Consider the following 24,102-nt stretch of genomic DNA (forward strand, 5'->3'; position numbering starts at 1 on the left):
CCTGCCCGCACGGCGACGCTCTGCGCACGTCGGTCGCGGGACCCGGCGCCCGAGCGTACGCGGGGCCCTCTCCTGCGTGAGTGTGGTTGCGTCCGGCCGACGCCGTCCGGACCCATCCACTACCCGGAGGTGTGTTGTGAGCAACGACGCTCCCACGCTCGGCGAGCGCTACATCGCCGTCCAGGAGTCCGAGGATTTCGGTGAGTTGCGCCGCAAGTTCCGAGGATTCGTCTTCCCCGTCACCGCGTTCTTCCTCACGTGGTACTTCCTCTACGTCCTGCTGTCGATGTTCGCCCCCGACTTCATGGGTACCAAGGTGTTCGGAAACGTCAACATCGGCCTGCTGCTCGGTCTGGGTCAGTTCGTGACGACGTTCGCGATCACGATCATCTACGTCCGGTGGGCCAACCGGGTCTTCGACCCGCGCGCTGAGGCACTCGCCACCAGCGTCGGCAGTGACGAGACCCCGGAGGTGGACAACTGATGGGCACCCTGGCCACGGTCGCCGCCGAGACCACCACCGGCTCCCCGGCCCTGAACATCACCATCTTCATCGTCTTCGTCGTCGCGACGCTGGCGATCGTCATCAAGGTGGCCTCGGGCCACAAGACCGCCAGCCAGATGTACACCGGTGGCGCGTCCTTCTCCGGCAGGCAGAACGGTCTGGCCATCGCCGGCGACTACCTCTCCGCCGCCAGCTTCCTCGGGATCGCCGGAGCCATCGCCCTGCAGGGTTACGACGGCTTCCTCTACTCCATCGGTTTCCTCGTGGCCTGGCTCGTCGCCCTGCTGCTCGTGGCCGAGCTCTTCCGCAACACCGGCCGCTTCACGCTGGCCGATGTGCTGTCCTACCGGCTGCGCCAGCGCCCGATGCGGATCGCCACGGCCAGCTCGGTCCTCGCGGTCTCCTTCTTCTACCTGCTGGCCCAGATGGCCGGCGCCGGGTCGCTCGTCTCGCTGCTCCTGGGGGTCGACGGGGCGGCGGCGCAGAACATCGTCATCGCCGTCGTCGGCATCGTCATGGTCACCTACGTCATGATCGGTGGCATGAAGGGCACCACCTGGGTGCAGATGATCAAGGCGGTCCTGCTGATCTTCGCCGTCGCGGTCATGACCGTGTGGGTCCTGGGCACCTACGGGTTCAACTTCTCCGGCCTCATGCAGGCCGCCGTCGACCAGAACCCCGAGGCGGGCGAGGAGCTGCTCCAGCCGGGCCTGAAGTACGGCGCCAGCCTGACGACGAAGATCGACTTCATCTCGCTGTCCCTGGCGCTCGTCCTCGGAACCGCGGGGCTCCCCCACGTGCTGCAGCGCTTCTACACCGTCCCGACGAGCAAGCAGGCCCGCAAGTCCGTCGAGTGGGCCATCTGGCTCATTGGTGGCTTCTACCTGCTGACGCTGGTCATCGGCTACGGCGCAGGCGCCCTCGTCGGTGCGGACGTGATCAACGCCGCCCCCGGCAAGGCGAACGCCGCCGCACCTCTGCTCGCCTTCGAGCTCGGTGGGTCGTGGCTGCTCGGCATCGTCTCGGGTATCGCCTTCGCGACGATCCTCGCCGTCGTGGCGGGCCTGACGATCACGGCGAGCGCAAGCGTCGCCCACGACCTGTACAACCAGGTCTTCCGCCATGGCAAGGCCTCGCAGGACGAAGAGGTCAGGGTCTCGCGCTACGCGGCGGTGGTCACCGGCGCGGTGGCGATCCTCGGCGGCATGCTCGCCAAGGACCAGAACATCGCCTTCCTGGTGGCCCTCGCCTTCGCCGTCGCGGCGAGCGCGAACCTCCCGACGATCCTCTACAGCCTCTTCTGGAAGCGGTTCAACACCCGCGGGGCGCTGTGGTCGATGTGGGGCGGCCTCACGGCGGCGATCGTCCTCATCGCCTTCTCGCCCGTGGTCTCCGGGTCGGAGACGGCGATGATCCCCGGTGCCGACTTCAGCATCTTCCCGTTGGCCAACCCCGGCCTGATCTCGATCCCGCTGGGCTTCATCCTCGGCTGGCTCGGCACGATCTCCAGCAAGGAGTTCAATCGGGCCAAGTACGCCGAGATGGAGGTGCGCAGCCTCACCGGTCACGGCGTGGCCGAGGTGGTCGAGCACTGAGCGACCGCAGCACGACGGGCGAAGGCGTCGCGTAGGAGCGACGCAGGAGCCTCGAAGGGGGAGAGCCGCGGCTCTCCCCCTTCGTCGTGCCAGCACACTGCCCCACCTGCTGGGTCGCTGCCTGGCTGGCCACGTGTGCCGGTGCTGTGGTAGCAACGGGTCGCACCATGACAGAAGAGTTCGCGGTGTCGAAGCCCGCCCTCCCCGTTGCTCGGCTTTCGGCCTTGGCCGCCCTGGTGATCGCGCCCGTGGTGGTGTTGAGTGCGTCCCCGTGGAGCGCCAACAGTTCGCTGTGGTACTTGGGAATGTTGCCGGCCGTGATGGGCCTGTTCAGCAGCCCGAGACTCGCCTTGGGTGCAGCCTTCCTGACCCCGACGTGGATGGGTCTGGGCCTGCTGCTTCAGGGTCTGCCCGTGGCGGGTGCCCTGTACATGGCGGCCATTGGCGCCGCAGTCGGGCTCTCTGCCCTTCGCGGGTGGCACGTCATGGGGGCATTCGCCGGCCCCCTTGCCGCGTACGCGCTGATCGGTGCTCCGGACGTCGCCGTGTCGTTCAGCGTCGTACCTGCGGGTTCGACGCTCGGGGCCGGACTCGCGCTGATGGGATTCGTCGCCGCGGGAGGACTGTGGACGACCGTGATCGGGCGCCAGGTCACCGCGATCATCCCCCTGAACCCGCCGCCTGACGTTCCTCTGCGCGCGGCCGGCTACTTTGCCGGCGCACTCGCCCTGCTGATCGGGATCGCCACGTACGTCGAGATGCAGTGGCTGGACGCGCCGAACGCGTGGCGGGTCGTCCTCACGTTCTTCGTCGTCGTCCAGCCCTACTACGCCGCGACGAGTCATCGAGTCGTGGCGCGGGTCGTGGGCACCCTGGCGGGCGCCGTGCTGGCCGTGATCGTCGCCGAGGCCCTCACGAACGAACCGGTGCTCATCACCATCGTTGCCCTGGCGCTCACCGCTGCCGCCCCGTGGGCGAACCTGACCCGACCGTATTGGGTGTTCGTGCTGTTCCTCACGCCGGCAATCGTGCTGCAGACGGCCGGAGGGACCGAGGCCATCGTCAGGGGTGCTTTCGAACGAGCCCTTTTCACGGTGGTCGGCGCCACCGCTGCGATCGTCGTGCTGACCATCGGCCATCAGCTGATCGCGCGTCGGTCCCGCAGGTCGCTCGGTCAGGTGCCGGACGCCGGCGGTGGACGGATGGGTGTCGGTCCCCCGTAGACCGGCTCCCCGGCAGGGTTCAGGCACCAGCCGTGAAGCCTGGCGCGCCTGAGCGAGGGGGGATCGACGTACTCGTCCCGCCGACCTGAACCTGATCCACGTCGGGCTGGGTCGCGGTGCCCGGCTCGATCGAGATCGGGTGCGCCAGCCTGCTCGGACGTTCGTCCCCCGGGACCGGCCGGTAAGGTCAACCTGGTCCATCGACACCACGACGAAGGGAGGGCCGTGCCGGCCCCAGGCAGCTCCCGCGCGCAGCCCCTCACCCGGGCGCATGTGGTGGACACGGCCCTGGCCATCCTCGCCGGGGTGGGCCTACCCGACCTGACCATGCGTGCAATCGGGACCGAGCTCGGGGTACAGCAGAGCGCCCTGTACCACCACTTCGCGAACAAGCAGGCACTGCTCGGCGCTGTCGCGGACGAGATCATCGCGCGTGGCCCGCGCCGCATCTCCCCTCCGGGCGACTGGCAGGACCGGGCACGCCAACGGTGCGGCGACATCCGCGACGCGGTGACCGCCTACCCGGACGGCGCCGACCTCGTCATGAGCATGTGGGCCTTCGGGATGGGCGGGAATGCCCCCTTCGTCGAGCTGTGCGACCTGCTCGTCGAGGCCGGCCTGACCGTCGAAGTGGCCCCCACTGCCGCCCGCACCCTCCTGCACTTCGTCTACGGGCACGCCTACGATGAGCAGTCCCACGACCACGCGGCCCGGTCGGGCATCACCTTCGGCCAGCGCGCACCGACGGACTTCGACACCGGGGTGGACATCGTGATCGCCGGCATCAAGGGATTGCTCTGACCAGCGCCCTCCTCAGCCGGCCATGGACGCGGACCGCAGCGCTGCGGCGGACTCATCAGTCACCGTGGCGAAGAAGCCTCCGACGACGTCCTCGAGGTGCCCCAGGCTCTGGGCGGCGAACAGCACCGGCTGGTACTTCGTGATGTCGTAGTTCAGCGTGCCCATGACCGCCAGATCGAGATCGCGGATCTCCATCGAGGAGTACTCCTGGATCTCCCCGAAGCTGGAGAGGATCCCGGCGCCGTAGGCCTTGAGGTCATCTCCGTCGTAGGCCACACCGAACTCGATCGAGAACCAGAAGACGTCGGCAACGAACTGCATCGCCTCGTCCGTCTCCAGGCGCAGTGATGCCTCTCCCGCGGCCTCGGTGATCGCGGCGAACCGCGGACTGGCCAACTGGTTCCCGTGCCCGATCACCTCGTGGATGATGTCCGGCTCGGGCGTGTAGAGCGGCTCGGCGCCGTGGCGAAGATACTGGGTGGAGTTGAAGGTCTGGTTGCCCAGATCGGCGTAGAAGTCCCGCAACGGGACCAGGCCCGGCGCGCACACGTACCGCCATCCGGTCAACGGGAGCAGCCGCTCGCTGACCTCCTGCAACTGCGGGACGTGGTCGACGGGCGGAGCCAGGCGCTCCTTGGCGGCGAGGTACTCGGGGTGGGCGTGGAGCTCGTGCAGAGGGGCGAGCTCGTCGCTGACCCGACGCCACACCTCGTGCTCGTCCTCGGTGTAGGTGATGGTCGGGACGGGCTCGTGGCCTCGGTCCCATCGCAACGCAGTCCCCGCGATCTCACCCCGGCGGCGCAGGTACTCCTGGTCGTCCCGACCCGGGTGGGTGTCCGCGAGGTGGACCTGCACGGTTCCGTCCTCGTGCTCGGTCACGGGTGAGTACAACTGTCCTTCGGTGAACACATCCACCACCTCCTTGTGGTCAGTCAAGGGTGGCAGATCATGCTCGATCAGGCCACGGACACGACGATCACTGGTCAGGATGTGCAGTGCGCCGTGAGCCCGGTCCCCCACTTCCTGCGCACAGTGCTCACCCTGGCCACGTGCTGCGTGAGTCCCTGCCGTTCGTCGCCCCGGGACGGACGTCCGGCGACGGTGAACGGACACCGATTGTGCTGATGACCACATCGGGGGAAGGTAGGGGAGGTACGCACCGTGCGGTGACGCACGACCACTCGACGAGGAGGACACGTGTCGGACTACGCCCCGAGCACCAAGTTCGCCGACCAGGCGGTCGGCAAGGCAGCCCTGTACGACGAGGCTGCGGCAGACCACGAGGGATTCTGGGCCGCACGTGCCCGCGAGTACGTCACCTGGAGCAAGGACTTCGACACCACGCTCGACTGGAGCGACGCGCCCTTCGCGAAGTGGTTCGTCGGCGGCGAGCTGAACGTCGCCTACAACTGCGTCGACCGCCACGTCGAGGCCGGCAACGGCGACCGCGTCGCGATCCACTTCGTCTCCGCGAACGACGACGACGACCGCGCCATCACCTACGCGGAGATGCAGCGCGAGGTCGCCAAGGCCGCCAACGGCTTGGCATCCCTCGGAGTGGAGAAGGGTGACCGCGTCGCCATCTACATGCAGATGATCCCGGAGACGATCTTCACGATGCTGGCCTGCGCCCGCATCGGCGCTCCGCACTCGCTTGTCTTCGCCGGCTTCTCCGCCGACGCGCTCCGGGCCCGCATCGACGACGCCGACGCGAAGATCGTCGTCACCAGCGACGGTCAGTTCCGCAAGGGGAAGGCCATGCCCCTGAAGAAGGCCGTCGACGATGCCGTTGCAGGCACCTCCGCGAAGAAGGTCCTCGTCGTCAAGCGCACCGGAATCGACGTCGCCTGGAACGACGACCGGGATGTCTGGTGGGACGACGTCGTCACCCCTGCCTCGGACACCCACGAGGCGGTCGCCCACGACAGCGAACACCCCCTCTTCCTTCTCTACACCTCCGGCACGACGGGCAAGCCCAAGGGCATCCTGCACACCACGGGCGGGTATCTCGTCCAGTGCGCCTACAGCAACGCCGTCGTCCACGACCTACACCCCGAGACCGACGTCTACTGGTGCACCGCCGACATCGGCTGGGTGACCGGGCACAGCTACATCGTCTACGGGCCGATGGCCAACGGCGCCACGCAGATCGTCTTCGAGGGCACCCCGGACAGTCCGCACAAGGGTGTCTTCTGGGAGATCGTGCAGAAGTACGGCGTCTCGATCCTCTACACCGCACCGACCGCGATCCGCACCTTCATGAAGTGGGGTCACGACATCCCTGAGGGGTACGACCTGTCCTCGCTGCGGGTCCTCGGCTCCGTCGGTGAGCCGATCAACCCTGAGGCCTGGCGCTGGTACCGCGAGCACATCGGCGGGGGTGACACCCCGATCGTCGACACCTGGTGGCAGACCGAGACCGGTGCGATCATGAACTCCCCGCTCCCGGGCGTCACCGAACTCGAGCCCGGCAGCTCCCAGGCGCCGATCCCCGGCATCCACGCCGAGGTGCTCGACGATGACGGCAACAAACTCACCGATCCGGACGCCGTCGGCTACCTCGTGCTGACCAAGCCGTGGCCGGCCATGCTCCGGGGGGTCTGGCGCGATCCGCAGCGATACAAGGACACCTACTGGAGTCGCTTCGGCCCCGACCTGTACTTCGCCGGCGACGGCGCCAAGTACGACGAGAAGGGCAACATCTGGATTCTCGGTCGTGTGGACGACGTCATGAACGTCTCCGGTCACCGTATGTCCACAGCCGAGATCGAGTCGGCCCTCGTCTCCCACGACAAGGTTGCCGAAGCCGCCGTCGTCGGGGCCACGGACCCGACGACCGGTCAGGCGATCGAGGCCTTCGTCATCCTCCGCCAGGACGCCGCTGACGCCGCCGACTCCGCGGACGAAGGCGGGGAACTCGTGACCGAGTTGCGCAACCACGTCGCCACGCAGATCGGCCCCATCGCGAAGCCACGAAGCATCATGATCGTCTCCGAGCTGCCCAAGACCCGCTCGGGCAAGATCATGCGCCGGCTTCTGAAGGACGTCGCCGAGAACCGTGAGGTCGGCGATGTCACCACGCTCGCCGACTCCTCCGTCATGTCGCTGATCCAGGACGGCATGAAGTCGTCCGGCGACTGAACCCTCGACCACGAAGGGGTCTACCCACCGCACGGTGGGTAGACCCCTTCGTGCTGCCAGGCGAACGTGCGACCGAACAATCACCGGCCGACGGGCGCGGGCCTGTCGGACACCCACTCGAAGGGCACCAAGGACAACACGAACACAGCGTGTGGACGTACGAAAGCCCCCGACGGGTGGTCGGGGGCTTTCGTGGAATGGTTGTCCGGCTGCGTCCTACTCTCCCACACCGTCTCCAGTGCAGTACCATCGGCGCTGAAAGGCTTAGCTTCCGGGTTCGGAATGGGACCGGGCGTTTCCCTTTCGCTATGACAGCCGTAACTCTATGGAAATACGATTGCAGTCTCTCCCGTGGCCCCCTGGGTGAAGGGGGGTGGAAGACACGGTGGCTGACCGTATCTCGGGAACTGCACAGTGGACGCGTAGCACTACTTCTTTTACACGTACCCACCACCAAGTGGCGGGGTTGTGTGTGTATCAAGTCATCGGCTTATTAGTACCAGTCAGCTCCATGCATTGCTGCACTTCCACATCTGGCCTATCAACCCAGTCGTCTACTGGGAGCCTCTCGGACCGTAGTCCATGGAAACCTCATCTTGAGACATGCTTCCCGCTTAGATGCTTTCAGCGGTTATCACTCCCGAACGTAGCTAATGAGCGGTGCTCTTGGCAGAACAACTCACACACCAGAGGTTCGTCCAACCCGGTCCTCTCGTACTAGGGTCAGCCTCTCTCAAGTTTCCTACGCGCACAGCGGATAGGGACCGAACTGTCTCACGACGTTCTAAACCCAGCTCGCGTGCCGCTTTAATGGGCGAACAGCCCAACCCTTGGGAGATACTCCACCCCCAGGATGCGACGAGCCGACATCGAGGTGCCAAACCATCCCGTCGATATGGACTCTTGGGGAAGATCAGCCTGTTATCCCCGGGGTACCTTTTATCCGTTGAGCGACGGCGCTTCCACAAGCCACCGTCGGGTCACTAGTTCCGACTTTCGTCCCTGCTTGACATGTCTGTCTCGCAGTCAAGCTCCCTTGTACACTTGCACTCGCCACCTGATTGCCAACCAGGCTGAGGGAACCTTTGAGCGCCTCCGTTACATTTTAGGAGGCAACCGCCCCAGTTAAACTACCCACCAGGCAATGTCCCTGATCCGGATCACGGACCGAGGTTAGATGATCAGAACGACCAGAGTGGTATTTCAACGATGACTCCACACACACTGGCGTGCATGCTTCAACGTCTCCCACCTATCCTACACAAGCCGTCCCGATCACCAATACCAAGCTATAGTGAAGGTCCCGGGGTCTTTCCGTCCTGCTGCGCGTAACGAGCATCTTTACTCGTAATGCAATTTCGCCGAGTTCGTGGTTGAGACAGTGGAGAAGTCGTTACGCCATTCGTGCAGGTCGGAACTTACCCGACAAGGAATTTCGCTACCTTAGGATGGTTATAGTTACCACCGCCGTTTACTGGGGCTTAAATTCTCAGCTTCGCCCCCACAAGGGGAGCTAACCGGTCCTCTTAACCTTCCAGCACCGGGCAGGCGTCAGTCCGTATACATCGTCTTGCGACTTCGCACGGACCTGTGTTTTTAGTAAACAGTCGCTTCTCCCTGGTCTCTGCGGCCCTTTCCCCTAGCCCGTCAAGAGCTTCAGGGTCCGGGCCCCCCTTCTCCCGAAGTTACGGGGGCATTTTGCCGAATTCCTTAACCACGATTCACTCGATCGCCTTGGTATTCTCTACCCAACCACCTGAGTCGGTTTGGGGTACGGGCGGCTAGAACCTCGCTAGAGGATTTTCTCGACAGCATAGGATCACCCTACTTCCCGCAAAAGCGGTCACCATCAGATCTCAGGCACATGAGCTGCGGATTTACCTACAACTCGCCCTACATCCTTGGACGTGGACAACCATCGCCACGCGGAGGCTACCTTCCTGTGTCTCCCCATCGCTTGACTACTACCAGATCGGGTCACGCGTTCCATCCACCGGCGAAATCCGAAGATTCCTGTGGTGAACTTCAGGCGCTTAGCATCACTGGATTCGTCAGGGGCGGTTCTTCGCCGGTTCCGGAATATCAACCGGATGTCCATCGACTACGCCTGTCGGCCTCGCCTTAGGTCCCGACTTACCCAGGGCAGATTAGCTTGACCCTGGAACCCTTGGTTATTCGGCGGACGGGTTTCTCACCCGTCATTCGCTACTCATGCCTGCATTCTCACTCGTGTGGCATCCACGACTGGATCACTCCGCCGCTTCACTCGCCACACGACGCTCCCCTACCCATCAACACGCCTGGACACACACAAGGTGCATCAAGCAATGCGTCAATGCCACAGCTTCGGTGGTGTGCTTGAGCCCCGCTACATTGTCGGCGCGGAATCACTTGACCAGTGAGCTATTACGCACTCTTTCAAGGATGGCTGCTTCTAAGCCAACCTCCTGGTTGTCACGGCAACTCCACATCCTTTTCCACTTAGCACACGCTTAGGGACCTTAGCTGGTGATCTGGGCTGTTTCCCTCTCGACTACGGAGCTTATCCCCCGCAGTCTCACTGCCACGCTCTCACTTACCGGCATTCGGAGTTTGGCTAACGTCAGTAACCTGGTGAGGCCCATCAGCTATCCAGTAGCTCTACCTCCGGTAAGAAACACGTGACGCTGCACCTAAATGCATTTCGGGGAGAACCAGCTATCACGGAGTTTGATTGGCCTTTCACCCCTACCCACAGCTCATCCCCTCAGTTTTCAACCTAAGTGGGTTCGGTCCTCCACGACGTCTTACCGTCGCTTCAACCTGGCCATGGGTAGATCACTCCGCTTCGGGTCTAGACCCAGCGACTCAACGCCCTATTCGGACTCGCTTTCGCTACGGCTTCCCCACACGGGTTAACCTTGCCACTGAGCACTAACTCGCAGGCTCATTCTTCAAAAGGCACGCCGTCACCCCACACGGAGGCTCCGACGGATTGTAGGCACACGGTTTCAGGATCTATTTCACTCCCCTCCCGGGGTACTTTTCACCTTTCCCTCACGGTACTTGTCCGCTATCGGTCACCAGGGAATATTTAGGCTTATCGGGTGGTCCCGACAGATTCACACGGGATTTCTCGAGCCCCGTGCTACTTGGGAACACAACACAAGAGTCCACATCATTTCGTCTACGGGGGTCGCACCCTCTGTGCCGAGCCATTCAAGACTCTTCGACTATGACGCAGATTTATCACTCCCGCCCGGGATGTCAGTCCCGGGACGCTGGTCCCACAACCCCGTACGCGCAACGCCTGACAGCTATCACACACATACGGTTTGGCCTGATCCGATTTCGCTCGCCACTACTCACGGAATCACAATTGTTTTCTCTTCCTGCGGGTACTGAGATGTTTCACTTCCCCACGTTCCCTCTACCCGACCTATATATTCAGCCGGGAGTGACTGGACTTGCCTCCAGCCGGGTTTCCCCATTCGGAAATCCTCGGATCACAGTCTGGTTATCGACTCCCCGAGGCTTATCGCAGATTCCTACGTCCTTCTTCGGTTCCTGGTGCCAAGGCATCCACCGTGCGCCCTTAAAAACTTGAGCCACAAAGATGCTCGCGTCCACTGTGTAGTTCTCAACATACGGGCAGCACCCTGCACTGAACGCACACGCCCACCAACACCCACCACAGCAGATGCCGGCAGTTCGCCTGCCAGACAGGGCCCACAACCAACAACAACCCACCAAACAACAGCAAGCCGTCACGTTGGCCATCAGGAACAAGCTCACGCCCGAACCCTCAGGACCCAACAACGTGTCCGACACCCACACCACACCCGACCCATCCGTTCCACCACACCGACACACCCACACAGGGCGCGCACGACGCAGGTACCAGGACGCGACCAGGCACGGCCACGATGTCATGATCGATGTTCCACCCAGAGCACTCGGCTGCCGGACACTCGCCGACAAAACCAAGCACGACCACCCACCACGAACGTGGCCGGCGGCAATGTAAAGCTCCTTAGAAAGGAGGTGATCCAGCCGCACCTTCCGGTACGGCTACCTTGTTACGACTTAGTCCCAATCGCCAGTCCCACCTTCGACGGCTCCCCCCCACAAGGGGTTGGGCCACCGGCTTCGGGTGTTACCGACTTTCGTGACTTGACGGGCGGTGTGTACAAGGCCCGGGAACGTATTCACCGCAGCGTTGCTGATCTGCGATTACTAGCGACTCCGACTTCATGGGGTCGAGTTGCAGACCCCAATCCGAACTGAGACCGGTTTTTTGGGATTCGCTCCACCTTACGGTTTCGCAGCCCATTGTACCGGCCATTGTAGCATGCGTGAAGCCCAAGACATAAGGGGCATGATGATTTGACGTCATCCCCACCTTCCTCCGAGTTGACCCCGGCAGTCTTCCATGAGTCCCCACCATCACGTGCTGGCAACATAGAACGAGGGTTGCGCTCGTTGCGGGACTTAACCCAACATCTCACGACACGAGCTGACGACAACCATGCACCACCTGTATACCGACCAAAAAGGGGCACCCATCTCTGGGTGTTACCGGTATATGTCAAGCCTTGGTAAGGTTCTTCGCGTTGCATCGAATTAATCCGCATGCTCCGCCGCTTGTGCGGGCCCCCGTCAATTCCTTTGAGTTTTAGCCTTGCGGCCGTACTCCCCAGGCGGGGCGCTTAATGCGTTAGCTGCGGCACGGAACTCGTGGAATGAGTCCCACACCTAGCGCCCAACGTTTACGGCATGGACTACCAGGGTATCTAATCCTGTTCGCTCCCCATGCTTTCGCTTCTCAGCGTCAGTAGTGGCCCAGAGACCTGCCTTCGCCATCGGTGTTCCTCCTGATATCTGCGCATTTCACCGCTACACCAGGAATTCCAGTCTCCCCTACCACACTCTAGTCTGCCCGTACCCACTGCAAGTCCGAGGTTGAGCCTCGGATTTTCACAGCAGACGCGACAAACCGCCTACAAGCCCTTTACGCCCAATAATTCCGGACAACGCTCGCACCCTACGTATTACCGCGGCTGCTGGCACGTAGTTAGCCGGTGCTTCTTCTGCAGGTACCGTCACTTTCGCTTCTTCCCTGCTGAAAGAGGTTTACAACCCGAAGGCCGTCATCCCTCACGCGGCGTCGCTGCATCAGGCTTTCGCCCATTGTGCAATATTCCCCACTGCTGCCTCCCGTAGGAGTCTGGGCCGTGTCTCAGTCCCAGTGTGGCCGGTCGCCCTCTCAGGCCGGCTACCCGTCGTCGCCTTGGTGAGCCATTACCTCACCAACAAACTGATAGGCCGCGAGCCCATCCCAAACCGAAAAACTTTCCAGACCATACCCATGCGGGTTGATCTCATATCCAGTATTAGACGCCGTTTCCAGCGCTTATTCCAGAGTCTGGGGCAGGTTGCTCACGTGTTACTCACCCGTTCGCCACTGATCCACCCCAAGCAAGCTTGGAGCATCACCGTTCGACTTGCATGTGTTAAGCACGCCGCCAGCGTTCGTCCTGAGCCAGGATCAAACTCTCCGTTGATGATAAAAACCCCCAACCCCACAAAAAATGCAGAACCAGGAGCCAATCAATAACCCAACAAAGGGCCTAAAATCCCAGCTGAGCAAGAACAACTAGCAAAAAACTGCTAATCATCTCAATCAACCAAAGAAAATGCTCCCCGACCAACCATCACCAGCCACACACAGTGACCAACAACAATCAGCCAAGAAACGAGGTATTGGCATCGATCATTTGACACGCTGTTGAGTTCTCAAGATTCACACGCACACCCCACACAACCCACCAACCAGGCGAACCGCACAAGGGGCAACTTCTCCATCTTGCCGCTGTCCACGCTTGGGCGTCAAATTCTCAGCCTGCTCCGAGGAGCGGTGAGATTGCTTGATCGCGCTTGGATCTTCAGCGGCGGTGACCCACCATAGCAGCGAGGCTGTACGGCTCCAAATCGCCTGCTTCATGGTCGTGCTGACCGTGGAAGCCTTCGATCTGGACGTTGGGGCTGTCAGCCCTGGGACCGGCCTACTTGGTGCGACCCTGCAAGGGCCGCCTCTTGGTGTCCGTTCCTCCCTCTCGGGCTGACAGAAAGAACAGTAGATCACCGGTCGGCCCGTCGCCAAATCCGCTCTCGTTCGGCCGGTCCCTCGCGGATGACGTCGCCCCTTCCGAGTCCAGCGAGCTCGTGCACCGGGCCCGGTGCGGTACGTCGACAGGCCGGGGCGGTGGCAACGCCGGGGCCGCCGGTGCGGTCTGCATGCCGCATGCCGGCGTCATCGGGACGAGCGCACCCGGTCAACGCCCGTGGTCATCGGCCGCAGTGGCGCCATGATCGAAGCGAGGTCCCGCGCCGTCGTTCCGTCGATTCCATCGACTCGTGGGTAGTCTTGGGGTTGCACAAGGCCCGGGCCGTCAGCGGTGGGCCCCCGTCGCGACCAGGAGCACCATGAGCAACGACAGCGCCACCAGCAACTCCGCCGAACGCGCCGCCAACCGCGTCGTCGGCCACCCGGCACCTGGTGAGACGGAGCGGACCGTCGGCCAGCTCGTCGCCGATGCCTCCCACGACCTTTCGGCGCTGATCCGGAACGAGATCCAACTCGCCAAGACGGAGGTCTCCCGGGGGATCTCCTTCGGCGGAAAGGGCGCGGCACTCCTCGGGGTCGCAGCGTTCCTCGGGCTGCTCGGACTGATCTTCCTCTTCCACACTCTCGCTCAGGTCGTCGCCGTGTGGCTGCCCGTGTGGGCCGGGTACCTGATCATCACGCTTGTCCTCTTCCTCATCGCGGCCGGGCTCGGCCTCCTCGGCATCAAGGCGGTCAAGAAGGCGAAGGCCAACGCGGTGCCGCAAAAGGCCATCCGCAACGCCCAGGAGTCCATCACCGCCATCAAGCCGGGGCGCTGAACCCTCCCGGCGCTGCCGGGGTATCCGCCGGGAGCCACCGGTAGCGCGAGAGTCCGCTGCAGGTCGACGAGGCCGCGGGCGTCCAGCACGTCCCGCCCGAGGAGGCTGCCGAGCAGAGGGGCTCACTGCTCAACGGTCGGCTCGATACCGTCCGGCCCGGACGGCGAGGTACTGGCGCACGAAGCGCCACGGCAGCCGGCGTCGGACCGTCTCGTCCCACGGTCGTGCCATGCCTGCGGCCTCGAGAACCACCGTGAGCAGTTGTGCGGTGAAACCCCAGACGAAGAGGTCCGCGACGTCGAAGCCCGGTCCGACATACCCCGAGGGGCCCTTGACCGTGAACCGGTTGGCCGGGTCGACGAGGTCTGCGACCGGCACCCATTCGACACTGGCCACCTCGCCCCGGTCGATGACACGTAGGGGATGCGACTCGCGCACCCAGCCCAGCACCGGAGTGACCGCGTTGCTGCTCGGGCCCAGCCACAGTTCGGGGAAGACGCCCATGATCTCGACAGCGGAGGGCTCGACCCCGACCTCCTCCCAGGTCTCCCGCAAGGCGGCCTGGACCGGGGTCTCACCCGCGTCCAGCTTGCCGCCCGGGAAGGAGACCTGGCTGGCATGGCTGCGCAGGGTCTCCGACCGCTCCGTGAGCACGACGCGGGGCCCCTTCTCGCCGGGGCCGAAGAGGATGAGGACGGCGGAGCGGCGCAGCGGGTTCTCCGGCGGCTCGAATCGGGTGAACCAGTCCGGCAGGTCTGCGTGGAGGTTCGCCTCGCACCGCACCAACCACCCGGGGGGTGACGACTCGACCTGGCTCATCCTCCCTTCGCCCCCGCCCCGGGTGCCAGCTCGAACCTCAGGAGCGCCGCCGCCTCCTCCGGGTCGGTCTCGCCGACACCGTACGAAGGACACCACCGGGCTACGGGGCAGGCGCCGCACGCCGGTCGTCGCGCGTGGCAGGTCCGGCGGCCGTGGAAGATCACGACGTGACTGAGCATCGTCCACTCCGTGCGCGGGATGAGCCGCCCGACCGCGTGCTCGACCTTGACAGGGTCCTCCTCGTCGGTCCAGCCCATGCGCCGTGACAACCGACCGAAGTGCGTGTCGACGGTGATCCCGGGGATACCGAAGGCATTGCCCAGGACCACGTTCGCGGTCTTGCGGCCCACGCCCGGCAGCTTCACCAGGTCCGCCAACCGCGGGGGCACCTGACCGTCGTGGTTCTCCACGAGGGCCGCACCGAGCTTGAGTACGGAGTTGGTCTTGGCCCGGTAGAAGCCGGTCGGACGCAGCACCTCCTCCATCTCCGTCCGATCGGCCGACGCGAGGTCGGCCGCACCGGGCCAGCGGGAGAACAGGGCTGGCGTGACCCGGTTGACCGTGACATCCGTCGTCTGCGCCGAGAGCACGGTCGCAACGAGCAGCTGCAACGGATTGTCGAAGTCGAGCTCGCAGTGCGCGTACGGGTACTGCTCGTGCAGCGTGCGATACATGCGGCGAGCTCGACGAGTCAGGGCGAGCGGGGACTCGACGTGATCAGCAGACACCCTTGCAGCCTAGGACCCACGAGAAACTCTCTCGTGGCACACTGCGCTGTGTGAACCTCGATGTCGTACGCCGCGCCCCGCTCTTCGCGACTCTTGACGACGCCGACGCCGCTGAGGTGATGGCGACGATGACCCCTGTGCGCATGGAGCGCGGGGACGTTCTCTTCAACGAGGGCGACCAAGGTGATCGTCTCTATGTCATCACCGAAGGCAAGATCAAGCTCGGCCGCTCCTCCACGGACGGCCGGGAAAATCTGCTGGCGATCCTCGGCCCGTCCGAGATGCTGGGCGAACTCAGTCTCTTCGACCCCGGCCCGCGCACGGCATCGGCGACCGCCGTGGCGGAGACGCAGCTGATCGGTCTGGGTCACGAACAGCTGGTGACACTGCTCGGCAGCCACCCCCGCATCGCCGGCACGTTGTTGGCCGCACTGGCCCGACGCCTGCGCCGCACCAACGAGAACCTCGCCGACCTCGTCTTCACCGACGTCCCCGGGCGCGTCGCCAAGGCCCTGCTCGAGTTGAGCCAGCGATTCGGTCGCCCCGTCGAGGAGGGTGTCATGGTCGCCCACGACCTCACCCAGGAGGAGCTCGCCCAGCTCGTCGGTGCCTCCCGCGAGACGGTCAACAAGGCCCTCGCCGATTTCGCGGGGCGTGGTTGGCTGCGCCTCGAGGCGCGAGCCGTGCTGCTCACCGACGTGGAGCGCCTCACCCGCCGCGCGCGCTGACCGCCTCGCACCGACGACGAAGGCCGCACACTCCGGGGAGCGTGCGGCCTTCGTCGTCGGTCTGCTGCGCAGCTCAGTGCTGGAGGTAGGCCATCTGCGCGAGGACGGACATCTTCGCGGCGGGCCACACGGACCGATCGACGGCCGCGTAGACCGTCGCCACGACGTCGTCGGCGGTCTCCGCACCACCGGCCAGCGCCGCGCGGACCTGGTCGAGGCGCTCACGCCGGTGCGTGCGGTAGAAGTCGACCATCGTCGCCGCGTCCGGGACCGTCGGTCCGTGGCCGGGGAGGATGGAGGCGACCTCTCCTCCGCCGGTGAGCGCCTTGATGCGCTCGAGCGAGTCGAGGTAGGCGGCCAACTCCCCGTCGGGATGGGCGACCACGGTGGTGCCGCGCCCGAGCACGGTGTCGCCGGTCAGCAGAGCGTGATCGGACGGGAGCGCGAAGGAGATCGAGTCGGCGGTGTGCCCGGGGGTGCTCACGACGCGGACCTCCAGGTCACCGACCCGCAGGACGTCGCCGTCGGACAGGTCGTCGTGCCCACGGCCGACGGCCTGAACGGGTGCCCCGGTGAGCCGCGCCAACCGTGGCGCCCCCTCGCTGTGGTCGTGGTGGCCGTGTGTGAGCACGATCCGACCAACGCGCGCGCCGCGCGCTGCGACGTGGTCGACGACGCGCTGCTGGTGGGCGGCCTCGTCCTCCCCCGGATCGATGACGATCGCATCGGTCCCACCGGGCGACATCAGCACCCATGTGTTGGTTCCGTCGAGCGTCATGGGGCCGGGGTTGCCCTGCAGGAGGCAGTGGGCGTGCGGGGTGACCTGACCGCCCCTCCACTCCCCGAAGGGGGCGGAGGGCTCGGGTGCGACGGCGGGACTCACGGCAGGCTCGCCCGCATGGCCGGTCCCGCGTCGGAGATGACGAACTCGGGCGTCACCGACGCGATCGGCAGGTCCTGCTCCAGAGCAGTTCGCACGGTGCTCACGTCGGCGAGTTGCTCGAGGCAGACGATCGTCGGGGGCATCAGCATGGCCTCCCCGTCGGCGAAGGCGTCGAGCAACGCCTGCGGTCGGGTCCAGCCCGACTGGTCCGCCTCGCTGGTGTCACCGTCGGGGTCCTGTCCGGCAGGGACGGCGGCGACGAAGAACCGGGTGTCGTAACGCCGTGGCTCGACGACGGGCGTGACCCAGTGCGCCCGGTAGCGCAGCAGGTCGCTGCGCAGGACCAGTTGACGGTCCAGCAGCACCTGGCCGAATCCGATCTCACGGGCCACCAGGGCCCGGCGAAGCTCACGCGCATCGTCGAGGTCGAGGTGTGGGAGCCCGTCCTCCGCATCGGCCGGGGAGGCCAGCAGGACGCCGGTCTCCTCGAAGACCTCGCGCACGGCAGCGGCGACGAGCATCCGCGCCACGGCCTCGTCGGTGCCGAGCAGTTCGGCCCACTCCTCGACCGCGGGCCCGGCCCAGGGCAGCTCGTCCTGGGCGTCGCGCTGGTCGGCCCCGCCACCGGGGAAGACGTGCATCGACGCAGCGAACTCCATCTGGGCGACCCGGCGGAGCATAAAGACCTCGAGCGGGCCCTCGTCATCGCGCAGCAGCATCACGGTCGACGCCAGCCGCGGCGTGACCGGCTCGGCGGGAGCGCGGCTGCTCCCCGCCACCGCGAGCGTTCGCTGGGCGTCGACGTCGAGCAGGAAGTCCCGCTCGGCCATCAGTCGCGCAACCTCACGGTCACCTCGACCTCGACCGGGGAGCCGAGCGGCAGGGCCGCCACCCCGACGGCCGAGCGAGCATGCATGCCGGCGTCGCCGAAGACCTCGCCGAGCAACTCGCTCGCGCCGTTGATGACACCGGGCTGCCCCGTGAAATCGGGCGCGCTGGACACGAAACCGACGACCTTGGTGACCTGCTCGACGCGGTCGAGGTCGCCGACGGCTGACTTGATCGCTGCGAGTGCGTTGATCGCGCACGTCCTCGCGAGCTCCTTGGCCCGGTCCGGAGTGACCTCGCCTCCGACGTGTCCGGCCTCGGGCAGCTGCCCGTCGACCATCGGCAGCTGTCCCGACGTGAGGACATGGTTGCCGTCCACGAGAGCCGGCACATAGGCACCTGCGGGCGCGGCCGGCTCGGCGAGCGTGATCGACAGCTCCGCCAGACGGTCGTCGATGCGTCCCATCAGGCGCTCTTGGGGCGCTTGAGGTAGGCCACCAAGTTGGTCCCGTCCGGGCCGGGGACGACCTGGACGAGCTCCCACCCGTCCTCACCCCACTGGTCGAGGATCTGCTTGGTCGCATGGACGATGAGCGGCACGGTTGCATACTCCCACTGGGTCATGTCGGCACCCTACTCGTAGGCTGACGGGTGTGGACTACCCCTCGGACCCCCGCGTGCGACTGCACGTCGTGACCGGCAAGGGCGGGACGGGCAAGACGACCGTCGCCGCCGCGATGGCACTGGCTCTGACCGCTCGGGGTCAGCGGGTACTGCTCGCCGAGGTCGAAGGCCGCCAGGGCATCTCCCAGGTGCTCGACGTGGCTCCCCTCGGGTCGAGCGAGCGGAGCATCGTCGGGGACCCGTCCGGCGGGGAGCTCTTCGGGCTGTCCGTGGACGCCAAGAGCGCGCTCCTGGAGTACCTGCAGAAGTTCTACAAGCTGGGTCGCGCCGGGGCAGCCCTGGAGAAGGTCGGTGCGGTGGACTTCGCCACGACGATCGCGCCGGGTGTGCGGGACGTGCTGCTCATCGGCAAGGTCTACGAGGCCGTCGGCCGGCAGACGAGGGGGGCGCGCAAGCGTCCCGTGTACGACGCCGTGGTCCTCGACGCCCCACCCACCGGACGGATCGGCCGGTTCCTCGCCGTCAACGAGGAGGTCTCGGAAGTGGCCCGGATGGGCCCGATCCACAAGCAGGCCGAGTCGATCACCCGAGTGCTGCAGAGCCCGACCACGTCGGTGCACGTCGTGACGCTCCTGGAGGAGATGTCGGTCCAGGAGACGCGGGACGCCATCGTCGAGCTCGGCGACCTGTCCTTGCGGGTGGGCTCGGTCATCGCCAACGGAGTCCGTCGGCCGCTCGTCGCGGACGAGCACGCCGCAGCAGTGGCCGAGAAGACACCGGAGGTGCGCGACGCCGTCACCGAGGCCCTCGGCGCGCTCGACATCAAGGCCGGACCGGCCATGGTCTCGGGCCTGCTCCACGAGGGCAGCGACCACGTGCTGCGGGCCCGGCTGCAGGTCGAGCAGCGGCAGGTGCTGGCCGACCTGCCGGTACCCGTGCGCTCGCTGCCGCACGTGGCCGACGGCGTGGAGTCGGGGGGGCTGCGGCTCCTGTCCGAGACGCTCGCCGAGCAGGGTGGCGTGTGATGGCCGCACGTACGGAGACCGACCTCGACCTCGACCCGGTCATCTCGGACCCCGCTCGTCGGATCATCGTGTGCTGCGGCTCCGGTGGCGTCGGCAAGACCACGACCGCTGCCGCGCTCGCCGTGCGCGCCGCGGAGCAGGGCCGTCGAGTCGTCGTGCTGACCATCGACCCGGCCCGACGGCTGGCCCAGTCCCTCGGACTCGACGAGCTGGACAACACGCCACGTCCGGTGGCCGGTCTGGACACCTCGGGTGGTGGCTCGCTGGACGCGATGATGCTCGACATGAAGCGGACCTTCGACGAGGTGGTCGAAGCCCATGCCACACCGGAAAAGGCCGCCCAGATCCTGGCCAACCCCTTCTACATCGCGGTATCCAGCTCATTCGCCGGGACGCAGGAGTACATGGCGATGGAGAAGCTGGGGCAGTTGCGCGGTCAGATCGCTGACGGTTCACGTGATTGGGACCTGATCATCGTCGACACCCCGCCGTCACGGTCGGCCCTGGACTTCCTCGACGCACCCAAGCGCCTGGGGTCCTTCCTCGACGGACGCTTCATCCGACTGCTCACGGCGCCGGCAAAGGTGGGCGGCCGCGCCTCCCTTCGCGTCTTCGGTGCCGGCGTCTCGTTGGCGAGCGGCATCATGGCGAAGCTGCTCGGCGGGGACATGCTGCGCGACGTCCAGACCTTCGTCGCCGCCATGGACACCATGTTCGGAGGCTTCCGCCAGCGGGCGGACCAGACGTACGCGCTGCTTGCCGACCCGGAGACGGCGTTCCTCGTCGTCGCCGCGCCGCAGCGCGACGCGATGCGCGAGGCCGGCTTCTTCATCGAGCGGTTGGCCAGCGAGCAGATGCCATTGGCCGGTCTCCTGGTCAACCGGGTGCGCGTCACCGCCGCCAAGCAGCTCAGTGCCGGGCGCGCCGAGGAGGCCGCCGACCGCCTCGAGGCACTCGGGGGCCACGCGCTCGCCGTCTCGCTGCTGCGGGTGCACACCGAGGCCGCCGAGAGCGCCGCTCGCCACCGGGCGATCATCACCCGGTTCCGTACCTCCCACCCCGGCGTGCCGGTCGGCACGGTCCCCGCGCACCCGGTGGACATCCATGACCTGACCGGGTTGCGTGAGATCGGGACGGCGCTCGCCGGCCGGCCCTGACGATGTGCCGAACCGCCGCGTAGGGTGCCGGGTCTGCTCAGGTTCGAGCGTTATCCTCTAGCCCATGTCTGCCTCCCCGATGCCACACCTTGCCCGGCTGCTCGGCGCCTTCGTCGCCGTGGCGGTCGGCATGGGCCTCGTCGGCGCCGGCCTCGTCATCCCCTTCGCCGCTGCCTCCGGGAATGCGGCCAAGGCCACGGCGCAGGGGTTCAACAGCCTCGATGACGAGTTCACGGCCAACCCACTCGCCGAGCAGTCGAAGATCTTCTCCGCGGACGACAAGCTCCTTGCCACCCCTTATGACGCAAACCGCATCGTCGTCCCCCTGGACCAGATCGCGCCGGTGATGCGCAAGGCACAGCTGGCCATCGAGGACAGCCGCTTCTACGAGCACGGCGGGATCGACGTCCGGGGCACCAGCCGCGCCCTCGTGTCGAACCTGACCTCCCAGGAGACGCAGGGTGGCTCCTCGATCACCCAGCAGTACGTGAAGATGATGCTGGTGGAGAAGGCCGCCCGCAACGACAATCGCGAGGGCGTCGCCGCGGCAACGGAGCAGACCTATGCCCGCAAGCTGCAGGAGCTGAAGTACGCGCTCAACGTCGAGAAGACGCACACCAAGAAGCAGATCTTGGCCAGCTACCTCAACCTCGCCTACTACGGCGACCAGGCCTACGGCGTCGAAGCGGCGTCGTTGCACTTCTTCAGCAAGCACGCCAAGGACCTCGATCTGGCCGAGGCAGCCACCCTCGCTGGTGTCGTCCAGTCACCCAGCCGCCTCAACGCCCGCACGAACACCGAAGAGGTCCAGGAGCGGCGTGACGTCGTCATCGACCGGATGGTCGAGCTGGGTTGGGCCACGCAGGAAGAGGGCGAGGAGGCCAAGGCCAAGGACCTGGCGGACCTGCTCACCATCCGCCAGAACGAGGGCGGCACCTGCTCCAAGGCGGCCGACCCGTACTTCTGCAACTACGTCATCTCGTACCTGAAGCAGATGCCGGAGCTGGGCCCGAACCCGGACGCGCGCATGCAGACGGTCAACACCGCCGGCCTGCGGATCGAGACGACCCTGCGCCGTGACTGGCAGAAGTCGCTCAAGGAGGACCTGACCGACAAGGTGCCCAACGGCAGCGACAGGTTCGGTGCGGCCGGTGCCGTCGTCGAGCCCGGTACCGGCAAGGTCCGCGCCATCGCGCAGACCTCCAAGTACAAGGTCGGCATGGAGCAGGCGACGACCCAGTACTCGGAGCAGGCGTGGAGCATCCCGGCGCAGTACGGGGGGACCAACGGATTCGCCATCGGGTCGACAGCCAAGATGTACGCGCTCGTCGCAGCCCTGGAGAAGGGCATGCCGATGACGGCGACCGTCGACGCCCCGTCGGCCGGCATCAAGAACCCGCACCACTTCGACCCGGATGACTTCCAGGACGGCTGCAGCACCAGCGCCCCGACGTGGGCCGTGTCCAACGACTACCAGGTCGGTGGGACGCTGACCCTGGCCGAGATCACCAAGAAGTCGATCAACACCGGCTTCGCCCAGCTCGCGTCCGAGGTCGGCTCGTGCAAGATCCCGAAGGTCATGGCCAAGATGGGCCTCACCGACGGCTACGGGCTCCCCTACGGCCTGGCTCGCGCCGGCGGCGAGAAGATCAAGGGCAAGTACGCGATCTCCAACCTCGTGCTCGGGTCCGACTCGACGTCGCCGCTGCAGCTGGCCTCCTCGTACGCCACCCTGGCAGCGGACGGGAAGTACTGCCCGCCGACCCCGATCGAGTCCATCACCCGCGCCGACGGCTCGAAGATGAAGATCGACCCGCCGAAGTGCAAGCAGGTCATCGACAAGGGCGTCGCCCGCGGCGTCACCGAGCTGCTGCGCGGTCCCCTCGAGGCCGGCGGCACCGCTGCCGGGCAGGACCTGGACGGCGGCCGCGACGCCGCCGGCAAGACGGGGACCACGGACAACCACAAGCAGTCCTGGTTCGCTGGCTACACCCCGCAGCTGTCAACCGCCATCTGGGTCGGCTCGCCGATCACCGAGTACGAGATGGACAACGTCACCATCGGTGGCCAGTTCTACAGCAGCGTCTTCGGCAGCACCATCGCCGCCCCGATCTGGAACGACATCATGAACACCGCGTCCAAGGGGATGAAGAAGAAGGAGTTCGCGAAGCCCGGCAAGCAGATCGTCAAGGGCGACGTGCGTGACATCCCGGATGTCGTGGGCAAGGGCCCCACCCAGGCGAAGGAGGCTCTCGAGGCCGCCGGCTTCAAGGCGAAGGAGGGCGGCTACGTCAACAGCAACCAGCAGGCCGGAGCGATCGCCTACACCGACCCCCGGGACGAGGCTCTCAAAGGGGCGACGGTGACCATGTACATCTCCAGCGGGGTTGCGCCGTACACGCCTCCGCCGCCGGAGCCGTCAACCCCGGCCCCAGCTCCGCCGCCACCGTCGACGACCTCGTCCCCGACCCCGGCGTCACCCCCGTCCGCGAGCCCTGCGACGAACGCGAATGCGAGCGCGAACGCCAACGCGGACAAGGACAAGGACAAGCCCAGCTCGACCGGCTCACCGTCCGAGGACTGACAGCACGACGAAGGGGGCCGGTCACCACGGTGACCGGCCCCCTTCGTCATTGGTCGGGCGGTCAGCCGGCGAGTCGGGCCCTGACCATGGCGGCGACGACGCCGCCGTCTGCACGGCCGGCGACCTTGGTCTGGACACGCTTCATGACCTGCCCCATCTGGGCCATCGAGGTCGCACCGACGTCGTCGATCGCCCGGTCGACGATCCCGGCCAGCTCGTCATCACCGAGCTGCGCGGGCAGGTAGACCTGCAGGACCTCCAGTTCGGCCTCCTCGCGCTCGGCGAGCTCGGGACGACCAGCGTCACGGTAGGCGGCGGCCGACTCCTTGCGCTTCTTGGCCTCCTTCGCCACGACCTTGAAGGTCTCGGCCTCGCTGAGCTCGCGGGCCTGCGAGCCGGAGACCTCTGCGTTGCTGATGCCGGTGAGGACCATCCGCAGGGTGGCCACACGGACGTGCTCTCGTGCACGCATCGCGGCGTGCAGGTCCGTTCGCAGGGTTGCCTTCAAGGAGTCGCTCATGGTCCTGATTGTCGCAG

Annotated in this window: 18 protein-coding genes and 3 rRNA genes; 10 read left to right on the forward strand and 11 right to left on the reverse strand. The window is 65.8% G+C overall.

Features of this window, described 5'->3' with window-relative positions; all coding sequences use genetic code 11:
- Nucleotides 1-136: 136 nt before the first annotated feature.
- The 4 genes from V1351_RS13145 (at nucleotide 137) to V1351_RS13160 (ending at nucleotide 4,124) form a co-directional block, all read left to right on the forward strand.
- Nucleotides 137-484: a DUF485 domain-containing protein gene (locus V1351_RS13145; protein ID WP_338748656.1), complete on the forward strand. Its 348-nt coding sequence runs from the start codon at nucleotides 137-139 to the stop codon at nucleotides 482-484.
- A complete protein-coding gene (locus V1351_RS13150) occupies nucleotides 484-2,100 on the forward strand; it encodes a solute symporter family protein (protein ID WP_338748657.1) in 1,617 nt (538 codons plus the stop codon). The genes V1351_RS13145 and V1351_RS13150 overlap by 1 nt, the downstream gene beginning before the upstream one ends.
- Nucleotides 2,101-2,267: 167 nt before the next feature.
- Nucleotides 2,268-3,323 carry an FUSC family protein gene (locus V1351_RS13155; RefSeq protein WP_338748658.1) on the forward strand — a complete coding sequence of 352 codons (1,056 nt, stop codon included), beginning with the start codon at nucleotides 2,268-2,270 and terminating at the stop codon, nucleotides 3,321-3,323.
- Between the two features lie 225 nt (nucleotides 3,324-3,548).
- Nucleotides 3,549-4,124: a TetR/AcrR family transcriptional regulator C-terminal domain-containing protein gene (locus tag V1351_RS13160; protein WP_338748659.1), complete on the forward strand. Its 576-nt coding sequence runs from the start codon at nucleotides 3,549-3,551 to the stop codon at nucleotides 4,122-4,124.
- A 12-nt stretch (nucleotides 4,125-4,136) separates the two neighbouring features.
- Here the strand turns inward: V1351_RS13160 and V1351_RS13165 are convergent, their stop codons facing one another.
- A complete protein-coding gene (locus V1351_RS13165; RefSeq protein ID WP_338748660.1) occupies nucleotides 4,137-5,060 on the reverse strand; it encodes a phenylalanine 4-monooxygenase in 924 nt (307 codons plus the stop codon).
- A 261-nt stretch (nucleotides 5,061-5,321) separates the two neighbouring features.
- On the opposite strand from V1351_RS13165, the gene acs reads away from it, so the two are divergent.
- Nucleotides 5,322-7,265 carry an acetate--CoA ligase gene (gene acs, locus V1351_RS13170; RefSeq protein WP_338748661.1) on the forward strand — a complete coding sequence of 648 codons (1,944 nt, stop codon included), beginning with the start codon at nucleotides 5,322-5,324 and terminating at the stop codon, nucleotides 7,263-7,265.
- A gap of 203 nt (nucleotides 7,266-7,468) precedes the next feature.
- Here the strand turns inward: acs and rrf are convergent.
- From rrf to V1351_RS13185, 3 genes are all read right to left on the reverse strand, one after another.
- Nucleotides 7,469-7,585 (reverse strand): 5S ribosomal RNA (gene rrf / locus V1351_RS13175).
- A gap of 153 nt (nucleotides 7,586-7,738) precedes the next feature.
- Nucleotides 7,739-10,853 (reverse strand): 23S ribosomal RNA (locus tag V1351_RS13180).
- Between the two features lie 428 nt (nucleotides 10,854-11,281).
- A 16S ribosomal RNA gene (locus tag V1351_RS13185) occupies nucleotides 11,282-12,808 on the reverse strand.
- Together the 16S, 23S and 5S rRNA genes form the textbook arrangement of a ribosomal RNA operon.
- 922 nt (nucleotides 12,809-13,730) lie before the next feature.
- Between V1351_RS13185 and V1351_RS13190 the strand changes: the two genes are divergently transcribed.
- Nucleotides 13,731-14,189 carry a phage holin family protein gene (locus V1351_RS13190; RefSeq protein WP_338748662.1) on the forward strand — a complete coding sequence of 153 codons (459 nt, stop codon included), beginning with the start codon at nucleotides 13,731-13,733 and terminating at the stop codon, nucleotides 14,187-14,189.
- Between the two features lie 129 nt (nucleotides 14,190-14,318).
- On the opposite strand, the gene V1351_RS13195 is transcribed toward V1351_RS13190, so the two are convergent.
- Together V1351_RS13195 and nth are read right to left on the reverse strand one after the other, a co-directional pair.
- Nucleotides 14,319-15,008 (reverse strand): NUDIX hydrolase, encoded by a 690-nt coding sequence (locus V1351_RS13195; protein WP_338748663.1) that lies wholly within the window; start codon nucleotides 15,006-15,008, stop codon nucleotides 14,319-14,321.
- Nucleotides 15,005-15,682: an endonuclease III gene (gene nth / locus V1351_RS13200; RefSeq protein WP_338752541.1), complete on the reverse strand. Its 678-nt coding sequence runs from the start codon at nucleotides 15,680-15,682 to the stop codon at nucleotides 15,005-15,007. Before nth ends, V1351_RS13195 begins: the two co-directional genes overlap by 4 nt.
- Before the next feature lie 104 nt (nucleotides 15,683-15,786).
- On the opposite strand from nth, the gene V1351_RS13205 reads away from it, so the two are divergent.
- Complete coding sequence (locus V1351_RS13205) at nucleotides 15,787-16,464, forward strand: Crp/Fnr family transcriptional regulator (protein ID WP_338748664.1); 678 nt, start codon at nucleotides 15,787-15,789, stop codon at nucleotides 16,462-16,464.
- A 73-nt stretch (nucleotides 16,465-16,537) separates the two neighbouring features.
- Here V1351_RS13205 and V1351_RS13210 read toward each other — a convergent pair whose 3' ends face one another.
- Genes V1351_RS13210 through V1351_RS13225 form a run of 4 tightly spaced genes read right to left on the reverse strand, consistent with a single transcriptional unit; the run spans nucleotide 16,538 to nucleotide 18,799 of the window.
- On the reverse strand, nucleotides 16,538-17,347 hold the full coding sequence (locus V1351_RS13210; RefSeq protein ID WP_338748665.1) for an MBL fold metallo-hydrolase: 810 nt from the start codon (nucleotides 17,345-17,347) through the stop codon (nucleotides 16,538-16,540).
- The gene (locus V1351_RS13215) at nucleotides 17,344-18,177 is read right to left on the reverse strand and encodes an NUDIX hydrolase (RefSeq protein ID WP_338748666.1); all 834 of its coding nucleotides are present in this window, start codon (nucleotides 18,175-18,177) and stop codon (nucleotides 17,344-17,346) included. Before V1351_RS13215 ends, V1351_RS13210 begins: the two co-directional genes overlap by 4 nt.
- Nucleotides 18,177-18,641 (reverse strand): RidA family protein, encoded by a 465-nt coding sequence (locus V1351_RS13220; protein WP_338748667.1) that lies wholly within the window; start codon nucleotides 18,639-18,641, stop codon nucleotides 18,177-18,179. The genes V1351_RS13215 and V1351_RS13220 overlap by 1 nt, the downstream gene beginning before the upstream one ends.
- Complete coding sequence (locus V1351_RS13225; protein ID WP_338748668.1) at nucleotides 18,641-18,799, reverse strand: DUF4177 domain-containing protein; 159 nt, start codon at nucleotides 18,797-18,799, stop codon at nucleotides 18,641-18,643. The genes V1351_RS13220 and V1351_RS13225 overlap by 1 nt, the downstream gene beginning before the upstream one ends.
- A 29-nt stretch (nucleotides 18,800-18,828) precedes the next feature.
- On the opposite strand from V1351_RS13225, the gene V1351_RS13230 reads away from it, so the two are divergent.
- The 3 genes from V1351_RS13230 (at nucleotide 18,829) to V1351_RS13240 (ending at nucleotide 23,565) form a co-directional block, all read left to right on the forward strand.
- Nucleotides 18,829-19,824 carry an ArsA-related P-loop ATPase gene (locus V1351_RS13230; protein WP_338748669.1) on the forward strand — a complete coding sequence of 332 codons (996 nt, stop codon included), beginning with the start codon at nucleotides 18,829-18,831 and terminating at the stop codon, nucleotides 19,822-19,824.
- Nucleotides 19,824-20,981 (forward strand): ArsA family ATPase, encoded by a 1,158-nt coding sequence (locus tag V1351_RS13235; RefSeq protein WP_338748670.1) that lies wholly within the window; start codon nucleotides 19,824-19,826, stop codon nucleotides 20,979-20,981. Before V1351_RS13230 ends, V1351_RS13235 begins: the two co-directional genes overlap by 1 nt.
- Before the next feature lie 64 nt (nucleotides 20,982-21,045).
- Complete coding sequence (locus V1351_RS13240) at nucleotides 21,046-23,565, forward strand: penicillin-binding protein (protein WP_338748671.1); 2,520 nt, start codon at nucleotides 21,046-21,048, stop codon at nucleotides 23,563-23,565.
- A gap of 61 nt (nucleotides 23,566-23,626) precedes the next feature.
- Here V1351_RS13240 and V1351_RS13245 read toward each other — a convergent pair whose 3' ends face one another.
- Nucleotides 23,627-24,085 (reverse strand): GatB/YqeY domain-containing protein, encoded by a 459-nt coding sequence (locus tag V1351_RS13245; RefSeq protein WP_338748672.1) that lies wholly within the window; start codon nucleotides 24,083-24,085, stop codon nucleotides 23,627-23,629.
- Nucleotides 24,086-24,102: the final 17 nt, after the last annotated feature.

This window comes from Janibacter sp. A1S7 (assembly GCF_037198315.1).
Taxonomy (GTDB): Bacteria; Actinomycetota; Actinomycetes; order Actinomycetales; family Dermatophilaceae; genus Janibacter; species Janibacter alittae.